Source organism: Rhodococcus sp. P4_E4 (assembly GCF_056401575.1).
In genome coordinates this window covers 107317-122416 of the sequence record NZ_JBFUJB010000005.1, presented here as the reverse complement: position 1 = coordinate 122416, position 15100 = coordinate 107317, and the positions used below count along the sequence as shown (strand labels likewise).

The 15100-nt window shown below is 61.9% G+C and carries 14 protein-coding genes, 1 tRNA gene and 1 pseudogene; 8 read left to right on the top strand and 8 right to left on the bottom strand.

The window, feature by feature from the left end:
* Positions 1 to 109: 109 nt before the first annotated feature.
* From AC1DVN_RS07930 to AC1DVN_RS07920, 3 genes are read right to left on the bottom strand one after another with little or no spacing between them, the layout of a single operon-like run.
* Entirely contained in the window at positions 110 to 280 is a 171-nt protein-coding gene (locus AC1DVN_RS07930; protein WP_477993678.1) for a hypothetical protein, read from the bottom strand.
* 31 nt (positions 281 to 311) lie between these two features.
* Entirely contained in the window at positions 312 to 839 is a 528-nt protein-coding gene (locus AC1DVN_RS07925) for a DUF4192 family protein (protein ID WP_477993714.1), read from the bottom strand.
* Entirely contained in the window at positions 722 to 1132 is a 411-nt protein-coding gene (locus tag AC1DVN_RS07920; RefSeq protein ID WP_477993677.1) for a DUF4192 family protein, read from the bottom strand. The genes AC1DVN_RS07925 and AC1DVN_RS07920 overlap by 118 nt, the downstream gene beginning before the upstream one ends.
* A 1384-nt stretch (positions 1133 to 2516) precedes the next feature.
* On the opposite strand from AC1DVN_RS07920, the gene AC1DVN_RS07915 reads away from it, so the two are divergent.
* Positions 2517 to 3074 carry a hypothetical protein gene (locus tag AC1DVN_RS07915; protein ID WP_477993676.1) on the top strand — a complete coding sequence of 186 codons (558 nt, stop codon included), beginning with the start codon at positions 2517 to 2519 and terminating at the stop codon, positions 3072 to 3074.
* Here AC1DVN_RS07915 and AC1DVN_RS07910 read toward each other — a convergent pair.
* Together AC1DVN_RS07910 and AC1DVN_RS07905 are read right to left on the bottom strand one after the other, a co-directional pair.
* Entirely contained in the window at positions 3035 to 4204 is a 1170-nt protein-coding gene (locus tag AC1DVN_RS07910) for a hypothetical protein (protein ID WP_477993675.1), read from the bottom strand. The two genes, AC1DVN_RS07915 and AC1DVN_RS07910, sit on opposite strands and share 40 nt — an antisense overlap.
* Positions 4201 to 5079, bottom strand: coding sequence for a serine/threonine-protein kinase (locus tag AC1DVN_RS07905; protein ID WP_477993674.1), 879 nt, complete (start codon positions 5077 to 5079; stop codon positions 4201 to 4203). The genes AC1DVN_RS07910 and AC1DVN_RS07905 overlap by 4 nt, the downstream gene beginning before the upstream one ends.
* 297 nt (positions 5080 to 5376) lie before the next feature.
* Between AC1DVN_RS07905 and AC1DVN_RS07900 the strand changes: the two genes are divergently transcribed.
* Positions 5377 to 5511, top strand: coding sequence for a hypothetical protein (locus AC1DVN_RS07900; RefSeq protein ID WP_477993673.1), 135 nt, complete (start codon positions 5377 to 5379; stop codon positions 5509 to 5511).
* Between the two features lie 164 nt (positions 5512 to 5675).
* On the opposite strand, the gene AC1DVN_RS07895 is transcribed toward AC1DVN_RS07900, so the two are convergent.
* Together AC1DVN_RS07895 and AC1DVN_RS07890 are read right to left on the bottom strand one after the other, a co-directional pair.
* Positions 5676 to 6164 carry a hypothetical protein gene (locus AC1DVN_RS07895; RefSeq protein ID WP_477993672.1) on the bottom strand — a complete coding sequence of 163 codons (489 nt, stop codon included), beginning with the start codon at positions 6162 to 6164 and terminating at the stop codon, positions 5676 to 5678.
* 1045 nt (positions 6165 to 7209) lie between these two features.
* Positions 7210 to 7683: pseudogene (locus AC1DVN_RS07890) on the bottom strand (DUF2637 domain-containing protein); the annotation flags it as partial.
* Between the two features lie 281 nt (positions 7684 to 7964).
* Here AC1DVN_RS07890 and AC1DVN_RS07885 point away from each other — a divergent pair.
* Entirely contained in the window at positions 7965 to 8306 is a 342-nt protein-coding gene (locus AC1DVN_RS07885) for a hypothetical protein (protein ID WP_477993671.1), read from the top strand.
* A gap of 53 nt (positions 8307 to 8359) precedes the next feature.
* On the opposite strand, the gene AC1DVN_RS07880 is transcribed toward AC1DVN_RS07885, so the two are convergent.
* Positions 8360 to 8445, bottom strand: a tRNA-Leu gene (locus tag AC1DVN_RS07880).
* Between the two features lie 254 nt (positions 8446 to 8699).
* Here AC1DVN_RS07880 and AC1DVN_RS07875 point away from each other — a divergent pair.
* The 5 genes from AC1DVN_RS07875 to AC1DVN_RS07855 all read left to right on the top strand — a co-directional run bounded on the left by AC1DVN_RS07875 (position 8700) and on the right by AC1DVN_RS07855 (position 15098).
* Positions 8700 to 10118, top strand: a complete 1419-nt coding sequence (locus AC1DVN_RS07875) for a DUF3662 and FHA domain-containing protein (protein WP_021332622.1) — start codon at positions 8700 to 8702, stop codon at positions 10116 to 10118.
* Positions 10119 to 10304: 186 nt separating this feature from the next.
* Positions 10305 to 10769 (top strand): FHA domain-containing protein FhaB/FipA, encoded by a 465-nt coding sequence (locus AC1DVN_RS07870; RefSeq protein WP_003943418.1) that lies wholly within the window; start codon positions 10305 to 10307, stop codon positions 10767 to 10769.
* Entirely contained in the window at positions 10766 to 12184 is a 1419-nt protein-coding gene (locus tag AC1DVN_RS07865; RefSeq protein WP_084325578.1) for a PP2C family protein-serine/threonine phosphatase, read from the top strand. The genes AC1DVN_RS07870 and AC1DVN_RS07865 overlap by 4 nt, the downstream gene beginning before the upstream one ends.
* Positions 12184 to 13635 carry an FtsW/RodA/SpoVE family cell cycle protein gene (locus AC1DVN_RS07860; RefSeq protein ID WP_003943414.1) on the top strand — a complete coding sequence of 484 codons (1452 nt, stop codon included), beginning with the start codon at positions 12184 to 12186 and terminating at the stop codon, positions 13633 to 13635. The genes AC1DVN_RS07865 and AC1DVN_RS07860 overlap by 1 nt, the downstream gene beginning before the upstream one ends.
* Positions 13632 to 15098, top strand: a complete 1467-nt coding sequence (locus AC1DVN_RS07855; protein WP_007735774.1) for a peptidoglycan D,D-transpeptidase FtsI family protein — start codon at positions 13632 to 13634, stop codon at positions 15096 to 15098. The genes AC1DVN_RS07860 and AC1DVN_RS07855 overlap by 4 nt, the downstream gene beginning before the upstream one ends.
* Positions 15099 to 15100 lie beyond the last annotated feature (2 nt).

The following is a 15100-nucleotide window of genomic DNA, read 5'->3' as shown; positions in this document are numbered from 1 at the left end:
GACTGTGCTTCATGATTGTTCGATTACTTGCTCTTTCTACCTCGGGCCGCAAAAGCCTAGGTTCAACCCGACTGGCGCAAATACAGGACTAGCGAGAGACCTTGCGTCACTAAGCGCAGACGGCGGCGCGTTCGTTATCGGGAATGAAGACAACCATGGGAAGCCCGGCGCGGAGGTCGATTCCCATCGACCGCGCCACTTCGACGCCGATGGTGGCGCGTTCGGCGATCGCCTCCGGCTTGATTCCGGCCGTGCGGGACGCGTCGAGCAGCTTGAGCAACGTCGTGAGGCTGGGGTCGACGCCGATAGCGCTAGCAGTGTCGAGCGCAAATTCCGGCGGCGGCTCCGTCGCCGTCGACGTATGCGGCCAACCCGGCAAGGGTGAGGGCCTGGACTCGGTAGTTTCCGCGTAGGTGTGCGGCGATGGTTCCGAAGGCGTCCGTTGCGGCTTGCGGGCTGATGGTGACGATTCCGATCATGGCGTCGCGGTGGTGCGGGTCCGCTGCCGCGCATAATCCAGCGCGGGCGGCGAGGTCGAGGCTGGGAACCTCGAAATTGCGCACGACTGCGGCGATTTCCGTGATCGTGTTTCGTGCGAAGTCCTCGCCCTGCTCGGCTGCGGCGGCGCGGGCTGCGTCCATGTCGGCGGCCGTGTCCTCGCGGTAACGGGCTTCGATCTCGGCGCGGCTGCTCGACGTCTGACGTCCGCCCATGATTCGGTTCATGCTGACCTCCGACAGGAACGGGTTGGCGGTGCGTCCACTCTCCTCGCCGTTGGTGTCGAACCACTCCGCTCCGATTTCGAGAGACTCGGCGACAAGGGTGCGGACGCTGTGGATTCCCATGCTGTCGAGCTCGCGCTTGCCGCCTCGATCTGATCGAGTCCGGCGGCTGCCACCGGACCGGTGCCGACGACAACCCAGATAACGGACGTGACTGCGGCTTGCTCAAGTGCGACGCGGTAGTCGGCTGCCGCATGGGCACCGATGACATCGGTGCGCGCGACGAACGCGAGGGTGGCCGGTGATCCGGTGAGAGCGATCATCACGACGGAATTGGCGGGGACGAATCCGAGCAATGCCGGGATTGCGGCCAAGACGTCGGTGGCGGTCCTCAAACGGATGTTCTGCATGTCGTCCCCTTGCTGTGAAAGTGACCGGGCCTCGTGCCCCGCCAATTTTTTTCGCCTTCTGGCAAAGGAGAATCGCGTCGGCATGAGGGGGCCGGAGTGCCACCCCTTGGCCGAGAAAATTTTGACGGGAGCTTGCGAGTGGCGAAAATTTCTCGGAGCCATCGGCCGGCGCTTGCGCCGCCAGGGGTTGCGCGCAGGTCACCGCCGACGAGAATCGGAAGGCCAGAAGTGAAAACAAATCAATGTTTTTCGCAGAACGGAGCGCAGCGGAGTTCATTTAGGGGGACACCGAAGGTGGCCGGCCGCCGGGCAAGCGTCACTTTTCCGGTACTCCATCGCCGGACCGGCCGATCTCAGCGAGGTAGCTTCGCTGCATGACAGTAAAGATCCAAACGGAGCTACCTACACGATCGTTAAGCGCACAAATCCGACGGACGGACAACGGGACTACTACAGGCTTGGCGACAACGGGCAAGAGATCGAACTGACAGACGACGAGGCCGCCGAACTCCCCTAGATCCTTGGTGATGGTTGAACATCCACGGATCTACCGCAGTTCCTCCTTCGGTGCGCTTACCCTCGGAATCGGATTCCGTGCGGTGCGGCGGGTCGCAACGGCGAGCAGCGCGACGGCCTCGTGTGCGGTGATTTCGTGAGCGTGGGTGAGCTACCCGATTGCGGCTTGCATCCCTGCCGCGCTCGTTGCGGTGGTGATTTTTTCGCTGGTGCGAAGCGCATTTCGGAGTGCATTTCGGAGGACACCGGCAGGTAGCCGGCCGCCGGGCAGGCGGCAACACAGCCGGCGGCGGGCGCGGCGTTCGCACCCACTCGAGTGGCCGGCGGGGGAAGCGAGGAGCTGAGTGTGCTGCATGCCGCTGGCACTCGCTGGAGCTGTCACCCGCGCCCGTCCGAGGCCAGTGTGAGCATGGCCCTGTCGGTGCACGCTCCTACAGTCAGCTCGGGTAACAGTCCGGATCGAGTGTCAGGAGCAGACGATGACGTTCGCCAACGATGCACCATCGCCGCTGCCCGGCATGCCCGACAACCCTCCCGCATCGTCCCCGAAACCACGCGTCGCACACAATCAACAATCGGCGACCCAGTCTTCTTCAAGTTTCTTTTGCCTGTCGGCGGAAGCTACCCCTCACCGACCCGACTGCCCAGAGTGCTTACTCATGTCCAAGGGCAATAGGCTGGGGAGGTGACTACATTCGTATCGTCTCACGCTGTGACCGGGCAACAGCACGACATTACGACCGACCCAAGCGAGTCGGTAGCTCGCCGAATAGTGGGGCTCCCCATTCACGAAGCACGGCTGACAGACGCGTTCGTCAGGGATGCGGACAAGTTGATGCCGCCAGGACCAGGTCGCAGCCTTTACCTGATGCTGGAACCACGAGTGGGCCGCGGCAGACCCGACATTCTCATCCTCGTAGTTTCCTCCAGCGGTCTCCTGTCGTACCTCCGTAAGTCCAGTCGCCTGTCCACTTTTACCGAGGCACAGGTCATCTCTGGCGACGTCGACGAACCGATAGGCGTATCGGCCACCTACGCGAAAGACCTACGCGCGCGGGTACAAGCTGCGGACTGGAATGACTCCCAACTCCTCCAGGCAAGGAACCTCGTCCACGACTCGCTCGCAGTGGAAGCCAAAATGGCGGATTGGCGACGTGCGGTCAGACAAGTGGCGAGGTTCAGGCCAATGGCTCACCGCACTGCCATCCTGATGCCCGAAGAAGTCGCTAACCGGGTGGATCGCCACACACTGAGCGTGTACGAGAGCGGTTTGATCGCGGTGACCGACCGTCGACTTTCATGGCAGCGTGGCGCCCCCAAACGTCCGCTCGGTGATGCACAGAAACTCTGGCTCCTTGAACTTCTTCATCGGCAGCTGGACGACGATCAGACTCCTTCTGCGCGCCGCATCTCCTCGACTGCGTAACGGAGGTTGGTGACACGTCCGGCATAACCGGGCGGAAGCACTACCCCATCTCGAGCGATCCTGCCGTACAAGTTCGACGCCTGGCTCAGGGCACTTTCGACTGAATCCAACCGGGTTGGCAGGTCGCGCGATATGACCACGCTCTCTGCCTCTCTGGACAGTTGCGTCATGAACTGCACCTGAGCCTCTACGCGGCTCCAGGAAGACAGGCTGCGCGCAGTGAAAATCGAATCGATTGCAGGAAGCACGATGTCGTCTTTGTATGGAAGGTTCATGACATAGGACAGCTCTTCCTGCGCTTTGAGTGAACCCCACAGCGCCGGTATATACACCCGTGCAGTAGGAGGTTGACCACCAGCTGGAGACGGTTGCCATTTCGAAGTGAAAAATTGCCGCAGGGTGTAGAACCAACCTGATGATATTGCGGTTGCTCCGGCTGCAAGGCCGATCAATCCTTCAAGGTCCGAGTAGCCCCAGTGAACGTCGTACTCATTGACCTCGGAGAGGTTATAGATAAGTCGAAGTAGATTGCATAAACGGATCGAGTCCCACGGCGCTGGGGGATACCCTTTCGTTGCCCGATTGACAACGATATAGAACCCTCGGACGTCGATACTTGTTACGACGTCGAGCCAATCGGCAATATCTTTCCAATTGGTCAAGGCGCCCTCGTCAATTGCCACGCTGGCGATGGTTCGGTCAGGCCCCCATGAATCTACGGCCGATCGCGCATATTGAAGGGCCAGAGGCGTCCAGATGTCGGTGAAAGTCGATTGGACACAGGTAGGCGCAATCATCGGACCACGTATACCAATTGCTACATTAGCTGCCTCAATCGAGTCAATCTGACCAGCAATGTCTTGAGCGCTTTGGGACCATTTAACCCGACGGAAGTTAAGATCATGAGCTGAATGGCAACGAGCTGAACCGACGGGCGTCGTGGAGTAAATGTAAGACTGAGGGTCAAGAAGTGCGTCCAGCCCCAGAGATTGGATCCCTGCTACGGTGCTGGTGAGACCCGCGACCTCTTCGTCCCCAGGACTTAGCACGACACCCGATAGCGAACCTTGATCGGCAACGTCGAAAATTTTTGTGCCTTTACCGTATCCATGCTGGACATAGAAACTCATGCCGTCACTCCAAGCCGTCGCAGTGGGATTGACACGTTCCTATACCGCTGACTAGGCCGAGGCGCAAGTAACCGTGTTATAACAGCTCGCAGATCCTCTTCGCAGAATAAACCGTCGAAATTGGAGGAATCGAAGCTCTCAAGTTTCCGAAAGTACTCTTTGGTGTCGATCTTCTCATGCCAGAACGGATGGCGGCCAGCGAGTGCCTCGAATGCCACTATGCCGATTTGAAACAGATCGGTCCGAAAGTCTATCTCTGCAAATCGTCTCATTTCGAATTGCTCAGGCGCCGCATAACGACTGGTCCGCGGCGAAGCGTCGAACGCATCGGTCAGAGGGGAGAGATCGTTATGGTAGGCGATCCCGAGGTCTAGAAGGACCGGACGTCCGTCGTTGTCAAAAACAATGTTGCCTGGCTTGATGTCGCGATGCACGATCCCCGCATCAGACCACATTGCGTTCACTGCATGGAGCAATGCGATCACCAGACGCCGAGAAAGCTCTTCACTCCCACCTTCAGCATTTATAGCCTCCTCCAGCGTTCCACCGGAATAAAAAGGTTCCGCGTACCAAATATAGTCCCGCTGCGAAAGACGGCATTTCCTCGGGGATTCGACCAAGCGAACAACATACGGTGAGTCGACCTGCGACATACCCTCAATCTCACGCCCAAACCGTGTGGGAATCGGAATCGAATCGTCGGAGTCGAAGTTTTCATCCGGCAGGGGATCTTTCAAAATTTTGATGACAATGTCGTCCGGCCCGATTTGACCTCGGTAGGCGATTTTGAACGAACCCTGCCCCAACGCGGGCAGGGTGAGCTGGAAGTCGGCAAAGACCCGTAGCAGCTCATCATCGGAAAACGGAACGCTCATGTCAGGTCCTTCTTGCTCACCAGGCAATGGTCGCATACGGACTAGCTCGACGTACGACACCGACACTCCAGGTGGTCTGCGGCTAATCATCACCCAACTCGTCAAGGGCTTTTCGCGCGCTGTCAGATCCCGCAGCAGCAGCCGTCTCCCACCACGCTCGCGCCGTAGCGACGTCGCCACTGTTGAAGTAGCTGACCCCCAGTCGCGGAAGCAGGACGACAGCTACACCTTTACGTATTCCTTCGAGTACATCGCCAGAATTACGGGAACGACAAGTACGACATCGAAACAGCGGACATGATCGTCCATCTCCAGTGGAGCGATGCGCTTGAACGCTACGAGATCTCCTACGACGTCCCCGATATGGACAAGATCGACCCAGGGCAAGGAAACAGCGATGCAAAGGGCTTCTACGACTCCGACGTCTACTAGAAGCTGACCAGCGACCTCGACGCCCTCGATATCATCGACTACTAGCTAGGCTGGTCGGCGAAGCCGAGCGGTTGCCGATCATCAAACAGGACTGCCAGTTTCAATAGTTGACTGCACTCGCCGGCGACTCCCCGGAGAGCGTCGGGGAGTCGCCCGTTGCGCATCTAAACTCCGTGTGCGGTGCCGCCGACGGCCTCGGCGATCCTCGGGGCGATCTTCGCTGAGTCAGCGATACCCTCGGAACTGTTCAATGTCAGCACGGCATCCGCATCGGGCAGGGCGACGTGAATCCCGCCGAAGGCATCACTGGCCTCCTGCCACGTCGCGAGCGTCTCCTTGTTCGGGAAGATGTTGATTCCGGCGTCGTAGCCGTTCACTGGCATATCGAACCGCATCTGAGCCCCTGACAGTCCAACCTCTGCACGTTCGGGCTCGGCGTACTTGATGCCGAGGTTATCGAGAGCCGTGGTGAATCTCTGCACGACAGATTCGGACTTGGAGACCGGCTGGGCCGGGGTATCCACCTGCTGCTCCTGGGAGGACGACGAGTTGGTGTGAGTTTCAGGCTTGGCGTCAACGTCGTGGCCGCACGCGGCGAGGGACAGGGCTGCCGCCAGGACAGTGGCAGCGGCGAGGGTGGTCGTACGACTCATGTGTGGTCTTTCTGATGCGGTCGAGCTGAGCGCTCTTCGAGAGCGTCTACGAGAGTGGATAGTAGCTGACCATCCGGTTTCTTTCGCCTTCTTTCGGCTGTCCGGGTGGAGCAATCCAGATACGTGCCAGCGAAGCAACATCCCTGGTGGTGTCGAACTAGAATCGGGTCGCCACACAGCTGCCGATCCGAGGGGTTCCCTACAGATCGGGACCGTCGAGTGATCGTCGGTCTGGCAGGTGTGACGACCCGCTTCTCGTCGCATCGTGAAGGTTACTTGGCGGGGCAGACAATTTCGGCACCGCATGCGTTCATTCACCAGTCGTGCAGATCTTCCAATGAACCGATCCGATGTAGGGGGACAACGAGGACTCTCTTAGTCGTGCGCCTGCATTCGAAGGTCTCATCCATTATTGAAGACACCAGAAGAATGGGGGCGATTGGTCTCTGTGTCCGGGGCATTCGCGTCGTAGAGCTCGTCGTGGGCGCTTAAGAAGTTGTCGATCACTCCTCAGTTCCCCCGCGTTGTGGGGATGAACGGTGATGTTGATCCATCCGGGCTGACTTGCGGAAATCAAGCTGGACGAGTCTCCCGACTGGGTAATGTATCGATAGTTCATCGCCTGTTCGAAGAGGGAGTTGGCGAATCTGGCTTTCCTTTTGATGCGCGTGGCGATGGTCTCCGGATCTGCACCCTCTGCAACTTCTTCGGTGGCCTGTCGGAATATCGCGGTGAGGTCTGGTAGATGCTTGATCTCCGCGAAGGTCAAGTAGATGGGTAGCCCAGGTAGGGGCTCTGTGAGGTGTACTCGCGTGTCGGTAAAGCGCAGATCCTCCAATGATGTCCTGGCAGTCAGTCTTTCAAGTAGAGACGGCTGGCTTCGTCAAGGACGCGCCTGTAGGCGGCGTCGGTTGCCTTGAGCGCGGTGTCAACGAGGTCGAGCTCGCGGAGTACGGCTTCGCAAGTCTCGGGCCCTGTGGTGGCGTCGCCGAGGGTGTCCGCTTCGAGGGTTTCAGGGTCGTACAGCTTGTAATCGGCGGCGCTGTGCATCCTCACTGTCGGCGGCATTTTCGACGATCGCACGGTACGCGGCGTAGGCCATTCCGACTGCCTTCACCAGGATTGTGATTCCGTGCGTGAACGCCAAGACCAGGGCCGGCGGAATGATCGCAATGGCCGGCGCCAGTGGAATGAACCCAAAGTCTCCCCCACCATCGATCGACTCCTGTGCAGCAATTGCTGCGTGATAGGCGTTTCCGAAAATGCTGATCACGACGACGCTGACGGCGAGTGCGATGTAGAAGCCTCGGTCGCGTTTGTTCAGGTTGAGCTTGCTGATGATGACGATGGCGATGGTGGAGCCGAGGATTGCACTGTCGACGAACGCAGGGAAGATCCAGGTCAGGTGTTCGGGGATCAGTGCTTGCCGTGCGAGGTCGCGTTGTACGGCGAAGGAAAGTACGAATGCGCCGGTGGTGATGTCGAGTGCAATTTCGCGTATGTCCGCATCTACGGATATACGTAAATACGAAGGGTCAGCGTCGAGCGAGAACGTCACGTTCCACCCGGTTACTGAGGGTTCCGTCGGCCAACAGACGTTACAACCAAGACGACAAGAATCTCCTGGGCAGTCACCCGGGCAACTCCCAAGTCTCTGACTGCTGGGAACGACGAAGCACTTCGTGCCGAACCACTCCACCATGGGGTGAATGTCCGTTATCTTCCTCGATAGTGGTTGCAATCTCCTGGCTGCTTGGCATCCCGCGCACGGATGCTGTCACCACGAAAGGGAGCACATCTGTGAATGGACCCGAAACGACTACTCGTTTGTCCCGGACCACCGCGGCCCTCGGCGTCGGCGCGCTCGCTGCCGCGATCACCTTCGGCAGTGCAGTTGGTACTGCATCAGCCGATGGCCCGGTCGCCGACTTCGGCAGTATCTCTTTCGCGGTGACCAACGGTCCCGACAACACCATCTACGACATCAACGCCATCATCAATCTCCCACCCGGCACACTGCCGCCAGGGATGATGAACCCTCAGATCACTGCGCCCGCCGCGGCCCCTCAAACAGTCAACGACTCGTTTGCAGGCACCGCATTGGACTTCGTTCTGAGCTTCATTCAGGCTGCGGCCAGATAGCCGACAACAAAAAACGAGGCCACCAACTCTTGTGAGTTCGTGGCCTCGTCTTGTGGTGGGCGAAGGGGGACTTGAACCCCCACGTCCCGAAGGACACTGGCACCTGAAGCCAGCGCGTCTGCCATTCCGCCACTCGCCCGAGCAACGCCGAAACATTATCACGACAAACTTTGAAAGTTCTATTCGTGCAGCTCAGGGCACGAATCGATGAACACCGAGCACCCGAAAGCCCAGAACCGATACCATGCTGAAACAGCGGCCAGGTACTGCCGAAGCGACATTTGACAGTACCGTGGAACCTGTACAGCAGTTTGGACGACACGCGACAAGGCGGTGCCGGCGCTACTTGCCGAGCATTTTGCCGTCGTAGATGCGAGGCGAGAGGAGGGCCCGATGGGCATCGTGCAGCGTTTCGAACGAAAGCTCCAAGGAGCTGTCGGCGACGCATTCGCGCGGGTCTTCGGTGGTGGTGTTGTGCCGCAGGAAGTAGAGGCGGCGCTCCAGCAGGAGGCACGTGACCGCGTCGAGCACCTCGGCGGCGGAATCCTTCTCGCCCCCAACAACTACGTGATCACCATCAACAACTCCGATCACGAAGAGTTGGCAGCAGATCGCGAACTGACGACAAAGGCTTTCAGCCGACACCTGCAGGATTTCATCCGCGATCAGGGTTGGCAGACGTACGGCGACATCTCGGTCACCTTCGAGCCTTCGCCTACGCTCCACACCGGTCAGTTCCGCACCCGCGGAACCGTCGACCCGGATGGTGATGCCGAACAGGCATCGCCGCCGTCGCATGTTCCGCAGGTTTCGTCGCGGCCTCCACAACGGCCGCCTCAGCGACCCGCACCGATTGTTCCCCCTGTTTCCAATCCAGTCCCGTCACAACCAGGAGCCGGCCCCATGACGCAGAACTCAGGCTACGAACCAAGCCGCGAACCGGCGGGTCGCCAGCCCGAACCGCAGCAGCCGGCACGGAACGGGTACTCCCACGACGACGGCGGTTACGCCGCTCCGCAGGGCCAGGAAGCGCCGTACCAGAACGGTTACGACCGCGGCGACGGTTACCGCACGGGCGACGACCAGCAGGGCTACAACCAGCAGCAGGGTGGCTACGACCAGCAGGCGTACCCGAACCAGCAGCAGCCGTACGAGCAGGCCGGTTACGACCAGCAGAGCTATGACCAGCAGGGCGGCGGTTACGACCAGCAGGGTTACCAGCAGCAGCCGTACGACCAGCAGGGCTACGGCCAGCAGGCGTACCAGGGTGGGTACGACCAGCAGGGCTACCAGCAGGGCGGCTACGACCAGCAGGGTTACCAGCAGCCGTACAACGGCCAGTCCTACGATCAGCCGGGCTACGACCAGCAGAGCTATCAGCAGGGCGGCTACGACCAGCAGGCGTACACACAGCAGCCGTACGAGCAGGCCGGCTACGAGCAGGGCGGCAACTTCGAGCAGACGCAGGCCTACCCGCAGCAGGGTTACGCCCAGCCGCAGGGCGGTTACGCACCGACGGCCCAGAGCCTGACGGCAACCCTGCAGCTCGAGGACGGCAGCGGACGCCACTTCCAGCTTCGCGACGGCAGCAATGTCATCGGCCGCGGCCAGGAAGCTCAGTTCCGCCTCCCGGACACCGGCGTCTCACGTCGCCACATCGACATCCGTTGGGACGGCCGCACCGCGATGCTGTCCGATTTGGGATCCACGAACGGCACCACCGTCAACGGAGCACCGGTCCAGGACTGGCAGCTGGCGGACGGCGACATCATTCGTGCAGGTCACTCGGAGATTCTGGTTCGCATTCTCTGAGCTGAGAAACGGACGCCAGGATTTTTCCGATAACAATCGAACATTCGGCGGTCCGTCGGCGCGCCGCCGTCACGCGGCTGTCAGTATCGTGATCTTCGGGGCCCAGAGCCCCCTATGATGCTGCCAGTCGACAATGCTCGAACCCCGCTGCGGCGGGGCTCGAGCCATAGAAGGAGGTGGACAGCCGTGCAGGGCCTGATTCTGCAACTCACACGGGCGGGCTTCCTGCTCCTACTGTGGCTGTTCGTCTGGGCAGTCCTCCGCACTCTCCGCTCCGACATCTATGCCGGCTCCGGGGTCAGGGTTCCGCCGCGGTACACCCGCGCCGGAAAGGTCCTGCCCTCGCTGGGCAAGGCGAAGGTGCCTCGGTACCTGGTGGTCACGCAGGGCGCCCTCGCCGGTACCCGCATCACCCTGGGCTCACAGCCGGTGATGATCGGCCGCGCCGACGATTCGACGCTCGTTCTCACCGACGATTACGCGTCGACGCGCCATGCGCGGCTCTCGCAGCGCGGCGCTGATTGGTACGTCGAGGATCTCGGTTCGACCAATGGCACCTATCTGGACCGCGCCAAGGTCACCACTGCGGTGCGCGTGCCTCTGGGCACTCCGGTTCGCGTCGGCAAGACGGTAATCGAGCTACGCCCGTGACCCTTGTTCTCCGCTACGCGGCGCGCAGCGACCGCGGTCTCGTGCGCTCCAACAACGAAGATTCCGTCTACGCCGGTGCACGCCTGCTGGCCTTGGCCGACGGTATGGGCGGACACGCGGCCGGTGAGGTCGCGTCGCAGTTGATGATTGCCGCTCTGGCGCATCTCGACGACGACGAGCCCGGCGAGGATCTGCTCGGCAAGCTCGAGGCAGCCACCCGCGAGGGCAACGATTCCATCGCCGATCACGTCGAGGAAGAACCCGAACTCGACGGCATGGGCACCACGCTCACCGCGATCCTCTTCTCCGGCAGCAAGCTCGGACTCGTGCACATCGGCGACTCGCGCGCCTACCTGCTGCGTGACGATCACCTGACGCAGATCACCCGCGACGACACGTTCGTTCAGTCGCTGGTCGACGAGGGCAGGATCACCGCCGAACAGGCACACACTCACCCGCAGCGATCCCTGATCATGCGGGCGTTGACCGGCAACGAGATCGAGCCGACGCTCACTGTGCGCGAAGCCCGCGCCGGCGATCGTTACCTGCTCTGCTCCGACGGCCTCTCCGACGTGGTCAGCGACGAGACCATCGAGAACACGATGCGCGAGGGCTCGCAGGAGCAGTGCGCCGACCGTCTCATCGAATTGGCGCTGCGCAGCGGCGGTCCCGACAACGTCACTGTCGTCGTCGCCGATGTCATCGACCTCGACTACGGCCAGTCGCATCCCATCGTCGCGGGCGCCGCGTCGACGGAAGAGGAAGAGGACGCCCCTCCCCCCAACACCGCTGCCGGCCGCGCCGCTGCCATGCGTCCGCCGCGCGCGACGCCCAAGCGAGTTGTCTCCCAGCCCGAACCGGAACCGAAGAAGAAGCGGAACCGGTTGTGGTGGGTGGTCCTTGCCGTGGTGCTGATCGCGCTGGTCGGCGTCGGCGCCGTGATCGGCCGCGCCGTCATCCGCAACAACTACTACGTCGGCGAAGACAACGGCCGCGTGACGGTGCTGCGCGGAATCCCCGGTTCGGTGCTCGGTTACTCGCTGCAAGACGCGGATCTGGTGGGTTGCGTCGGCGACGACGACGTCCTTACCCTCGTCTCCCCCGACGCGATTCCCAGCGACTGCAACATCCTCGAGGTCACCGATCTGCAGCCGTCGGCGCAGGAGCAGGTGCGCGCCGGGCTGCCGTCCGGCAAGCGTGAAGATGCGCAGAGCCAGATGATCCGTCTGATCGGCGGCGATCTGCTGCCTCGTTGTGAGCCGGTGCCGACGACGACGGCCACGCCCACTCCCCCGCCGGCACCGGAGACCACGCCGCCCCCCGCACCGGAGCCTGCTGCGCCGACGACGGCAGCACCCACGACTACGCCGACGCCGACCGAAGTTCCCGGTCAGACTTGCAGGACGGTCAACTGATGTCGTCCAACGCAGCTGCGGGGACGGCTTTTCCGAGTCCGCCCGGAGGTTTTGCCCCGGCGCCGGTCCAGTCGACCCGCCGAAATGTGGAGCTGCTGCTCCTCGGCTTTGCCGTCATCATCACGACGGTCTCGCTTCTGCTCGTCGAGGCGAGCCAGGAACAGAAGATCACTCTCGATCTGGCCAAGTACGCGCTTGCGTACACGGGCTTGTTCCTGATCGCGCACTTGGCAATTCGGCGGTATGCGCCGTACGCCGATCCGCTGCTGCTGCCGATCGTCGCCCTGCTCAACGGCCTCGGGTTGGTGCTCATCCACCGACTCGACCTCGCCGACGAACAGACAGCGCTCTACAACGGCGTCGAGGCACCGTCACCGGATGCGAACCAGCAGGTCATGTGGACTGCACTGGCGATCACCGGTTTCGTGCTGCTGCTCGTGTTCTTGAAGGACTACCGCCTGATGGCGCGGTTCAGCTACACGCTCGGCCTCGCAGGCCTGGTGTTCCTGGCGATTCCCGCGATCCTGCCGGCGAAGTTCTCGAGCGTGAACGGCGCGAAGATCTGGATTCGCCTGCCCGGATTCAGCATTCAGCCAGGTGAGTTCGCGAAGATCCTGCTCATCATCTTCTTCGCGTCCGTGCTCGTCGCCAAGCGCGACCTGTTCACCTCGGCCGGTAAACACTTCCTGGGCATGGACTTTCCGCGTGCCCGCGACCTCGGCCCGATCCTGCTCGCCTGGATCGTCTCGGTGGGCGTGCTCGTCTTCGAAACCGACCTCGGTACGTCGCTGCTGCTCTTCAGCACCGTGCTGGTGATGCTCTACATCGCGACCGAGCGTGTGGGCTGGCTGGTGATCGGCGGCGGACTGCTCGCCATCGGATTCTTCTTCGCCTACAAGATGTTCGGACACGTGCGCGTTCGCGTCGACACCTGGCTGGACCCGCTCGGCGACTACGCCAATACCGGGTATCAGATCTCACAATCGCTCTTCGGCCTGGCCACCGGTGGTATCGCCGGAACAGGTCTGGGCAGTGGCCGGCCCAACCAGGTTCCGTTCGCGAAGACGGACTTCATCATCGCGACCATCGGCGAAGAGCTCGGTCTGATCGGCCTGGCCGCTGTGCTGATGCTGTTCCTGCTTCTGATCGTGCGCGGCCTGCGTACGGCGTTGGCGGTGCGCGACAGCTTCGGCAAACTGCTGGCCGCCGGTCTGTCGTTCACCATCGCGATCCAGATCTTTGTCGTCGTCGGCGGCGTCACCAAGCTGATCCCGCTGACGGGTCTGACTACACCGTTCATGTCGTACGGCGGCTCGTCGCTGCTCGCGAACTACCTACTGCTGGCCATCCTCGTCCGGATCTCGGACGCGGCTCGTGCGCCGGTAGTGACGAAGAAGAAAGGTCCGCCCCCAATCGCTGACGCCAATACCGAGATGATGCCGCGCGTATGAACACTCCACTGCGCCGCGTCGCGATGGCCGTCATGGTGATGGTCGTCGCGCTCCTCGCCAACGCCACGTACGTACAGGTCATCAAGGCTGACGACCTGCGAGCCGACCCGCGCAACTCGCGGGTGCTGCTCGACGAGTACTCACGCCAGCGAGGTCAGATCTCGGCTTCCGGTCAGGTGCTTGCCGCCTCCCGCGCCACCGACGACCGGTACAAGTACCTGCGCGAGTATCCGAATCCGTACCCGTACGCACCGGTCACGGGCTTTTACTCGATGCAGTACGGCAGCGCCGGCCTCGAGCGCACCGAGGATCCGATTCTCAACGGCTCGGACAACCGGTTGTTCAGTCAGCGCTTCTTCGACCTGGTGTCCGGACGCGATCCGCGCGGCGGCAACGTCGTCACGACGCTCAATCCGGCCATGCAGCAGGTGGCGTACGACCAGCTGACCAGCAAGGGTTACACCGGTTCCGTCGTCGCCATCGAGCCGAGCACCGGACGCATCCTGACGATGGTCAGCACTCCGAGCTACGACCCGAACCTGCTTGCCAGCCACGACGGTGCCGAGACCACCAAGGCGTGGGACGAGCTCAATGCCGATCCCAACGATCCATTGGTCAACCGCGCTATTTCGCAGACCTACCCTCCTGGCTCGACGTTCAAGGTGCTCACCACGGCCGCAGCTCTTGGCAACGGTGCGACGCCGGACGACCAGCTGACCGCGGCTCCGCAGATCACGCTGCCCGGCACCAGCACGACCCTCGAGAACTACAACGGCAGCACCTGCGGCCCCAACCCGACGGCGTCGTTGCGCGACGCGTTTGCGCGCTCGTGCAACACGGCTTTCGTCGAACTGGGCATCAAGGACGGCGCGGACGCCATCAAGGACGAGGCCAGCGCTTTCGGCATCGGGCCCAACACTCCGGCGATCCCGCTGCCGGTCGCTGACAGCACCGTCGGCGACATCTCCGACGACGCGGCTCTCGGCCAGACCAGTATCGGCCAGCGCGACGTCGCGGTGACCCCGCTCGAGAACGCAGTGATCGCCGCTACCGTCGCCAACGGTGGTGTGCGGATGCAGCCCAACCTGATCTCCCAGTTGCAGGCACCGGATCTGACCGATCTCAGTACGCCGTCACCGGTGTCGATGGGTCAGGCGATCTCGCCGGCAGTGGCGGCAACGCTGACCGATCTGATGATCGGCTCGGAGAACTTCACCGGCGGCGACGGCAAGATCCCCGGGGTTCAGATCGCGTCCAAGACCGGTACCGCCGAGCACGGCGTGAACCCGCGGGAAACTCCGCCGCACGCCTGGTACATCGCTTTTGCACCGGCGCAGAATCCGACGGTCGCCGTGGCCGTCATCGTCGAGAACGGTGGTGACCGCGGACTTGCCGCTACCGGTGGCTCGGTTGCTGCGCCGATCGGTCGTGCAGTCATCGCAGCCGGAATCCAAGGGGGCTGAAC

Coding starts and splice junctions, on each gene's coding strand:
- AC1DVN_RS07915 (WP_477993676.1), top strand. CDS start 2,517: ATGCTGGAACCACGAGTGGGCCGCGGCAGACCCGACATTCTCATCCTC.
- AC1DVN_RS07920 (WP_477993677.1), bottom strand. CDS start 1,132: ATGCAGAACATCCGTTTGAGGACCGCCACCGACGTCTTGGCCGCAATC.
- AC1DVN_RS07895 (WP_477993672.1), bottom strand. CDS start 6,164: ATGAGTCGTACGACCACCCTCGCCGCTGCCACTGTCCTGGCGGCAGCC.
- AC1DVN_RS07900 (WP_477993673.1), top strand. CDS start 5,377: ATGATCGTCCATCTCCAGTGGAGCGATGCGCTTGAACGCTACGAGATC.
- AC1DVN_RS07905 (WP_477993674.1), bottom strand. CDS start 5,079: ATGAGCGTTCCGTTTTCCGATGATGAGCTGCTACGGGTCTTTGCCGAC.
- AC1DVN_RS07860 (WP_003943414.1), top strand. CDS start 12,184: ATGTCGTCCAACGCAGCTGCGGGGACGGCTTTTCCGAGTCCGCCCGGA.
- AC1DVN_RS07875 (WP_021332622.1), top strand. CDS start 8,700: ATGGGCATCGTGCAGCGTTTCGAACGAAAGCTCCAAGGAGCTGTCGGC.
- AC1DVN_RS07855 (WP_007735774.1), top strand. CDS start 13,632: ATGAACACTCCACTGCGCCGCGTCGCGATGGCCGTCATGGTGATGGTC.
- AC1DVN_RS07910 (WP_477993675.1), bottom strand. CDS start 4,204: ATGAGTTTCTATGTCCAGCATGGATACGGTAAAGGCACAAAAATTTTC.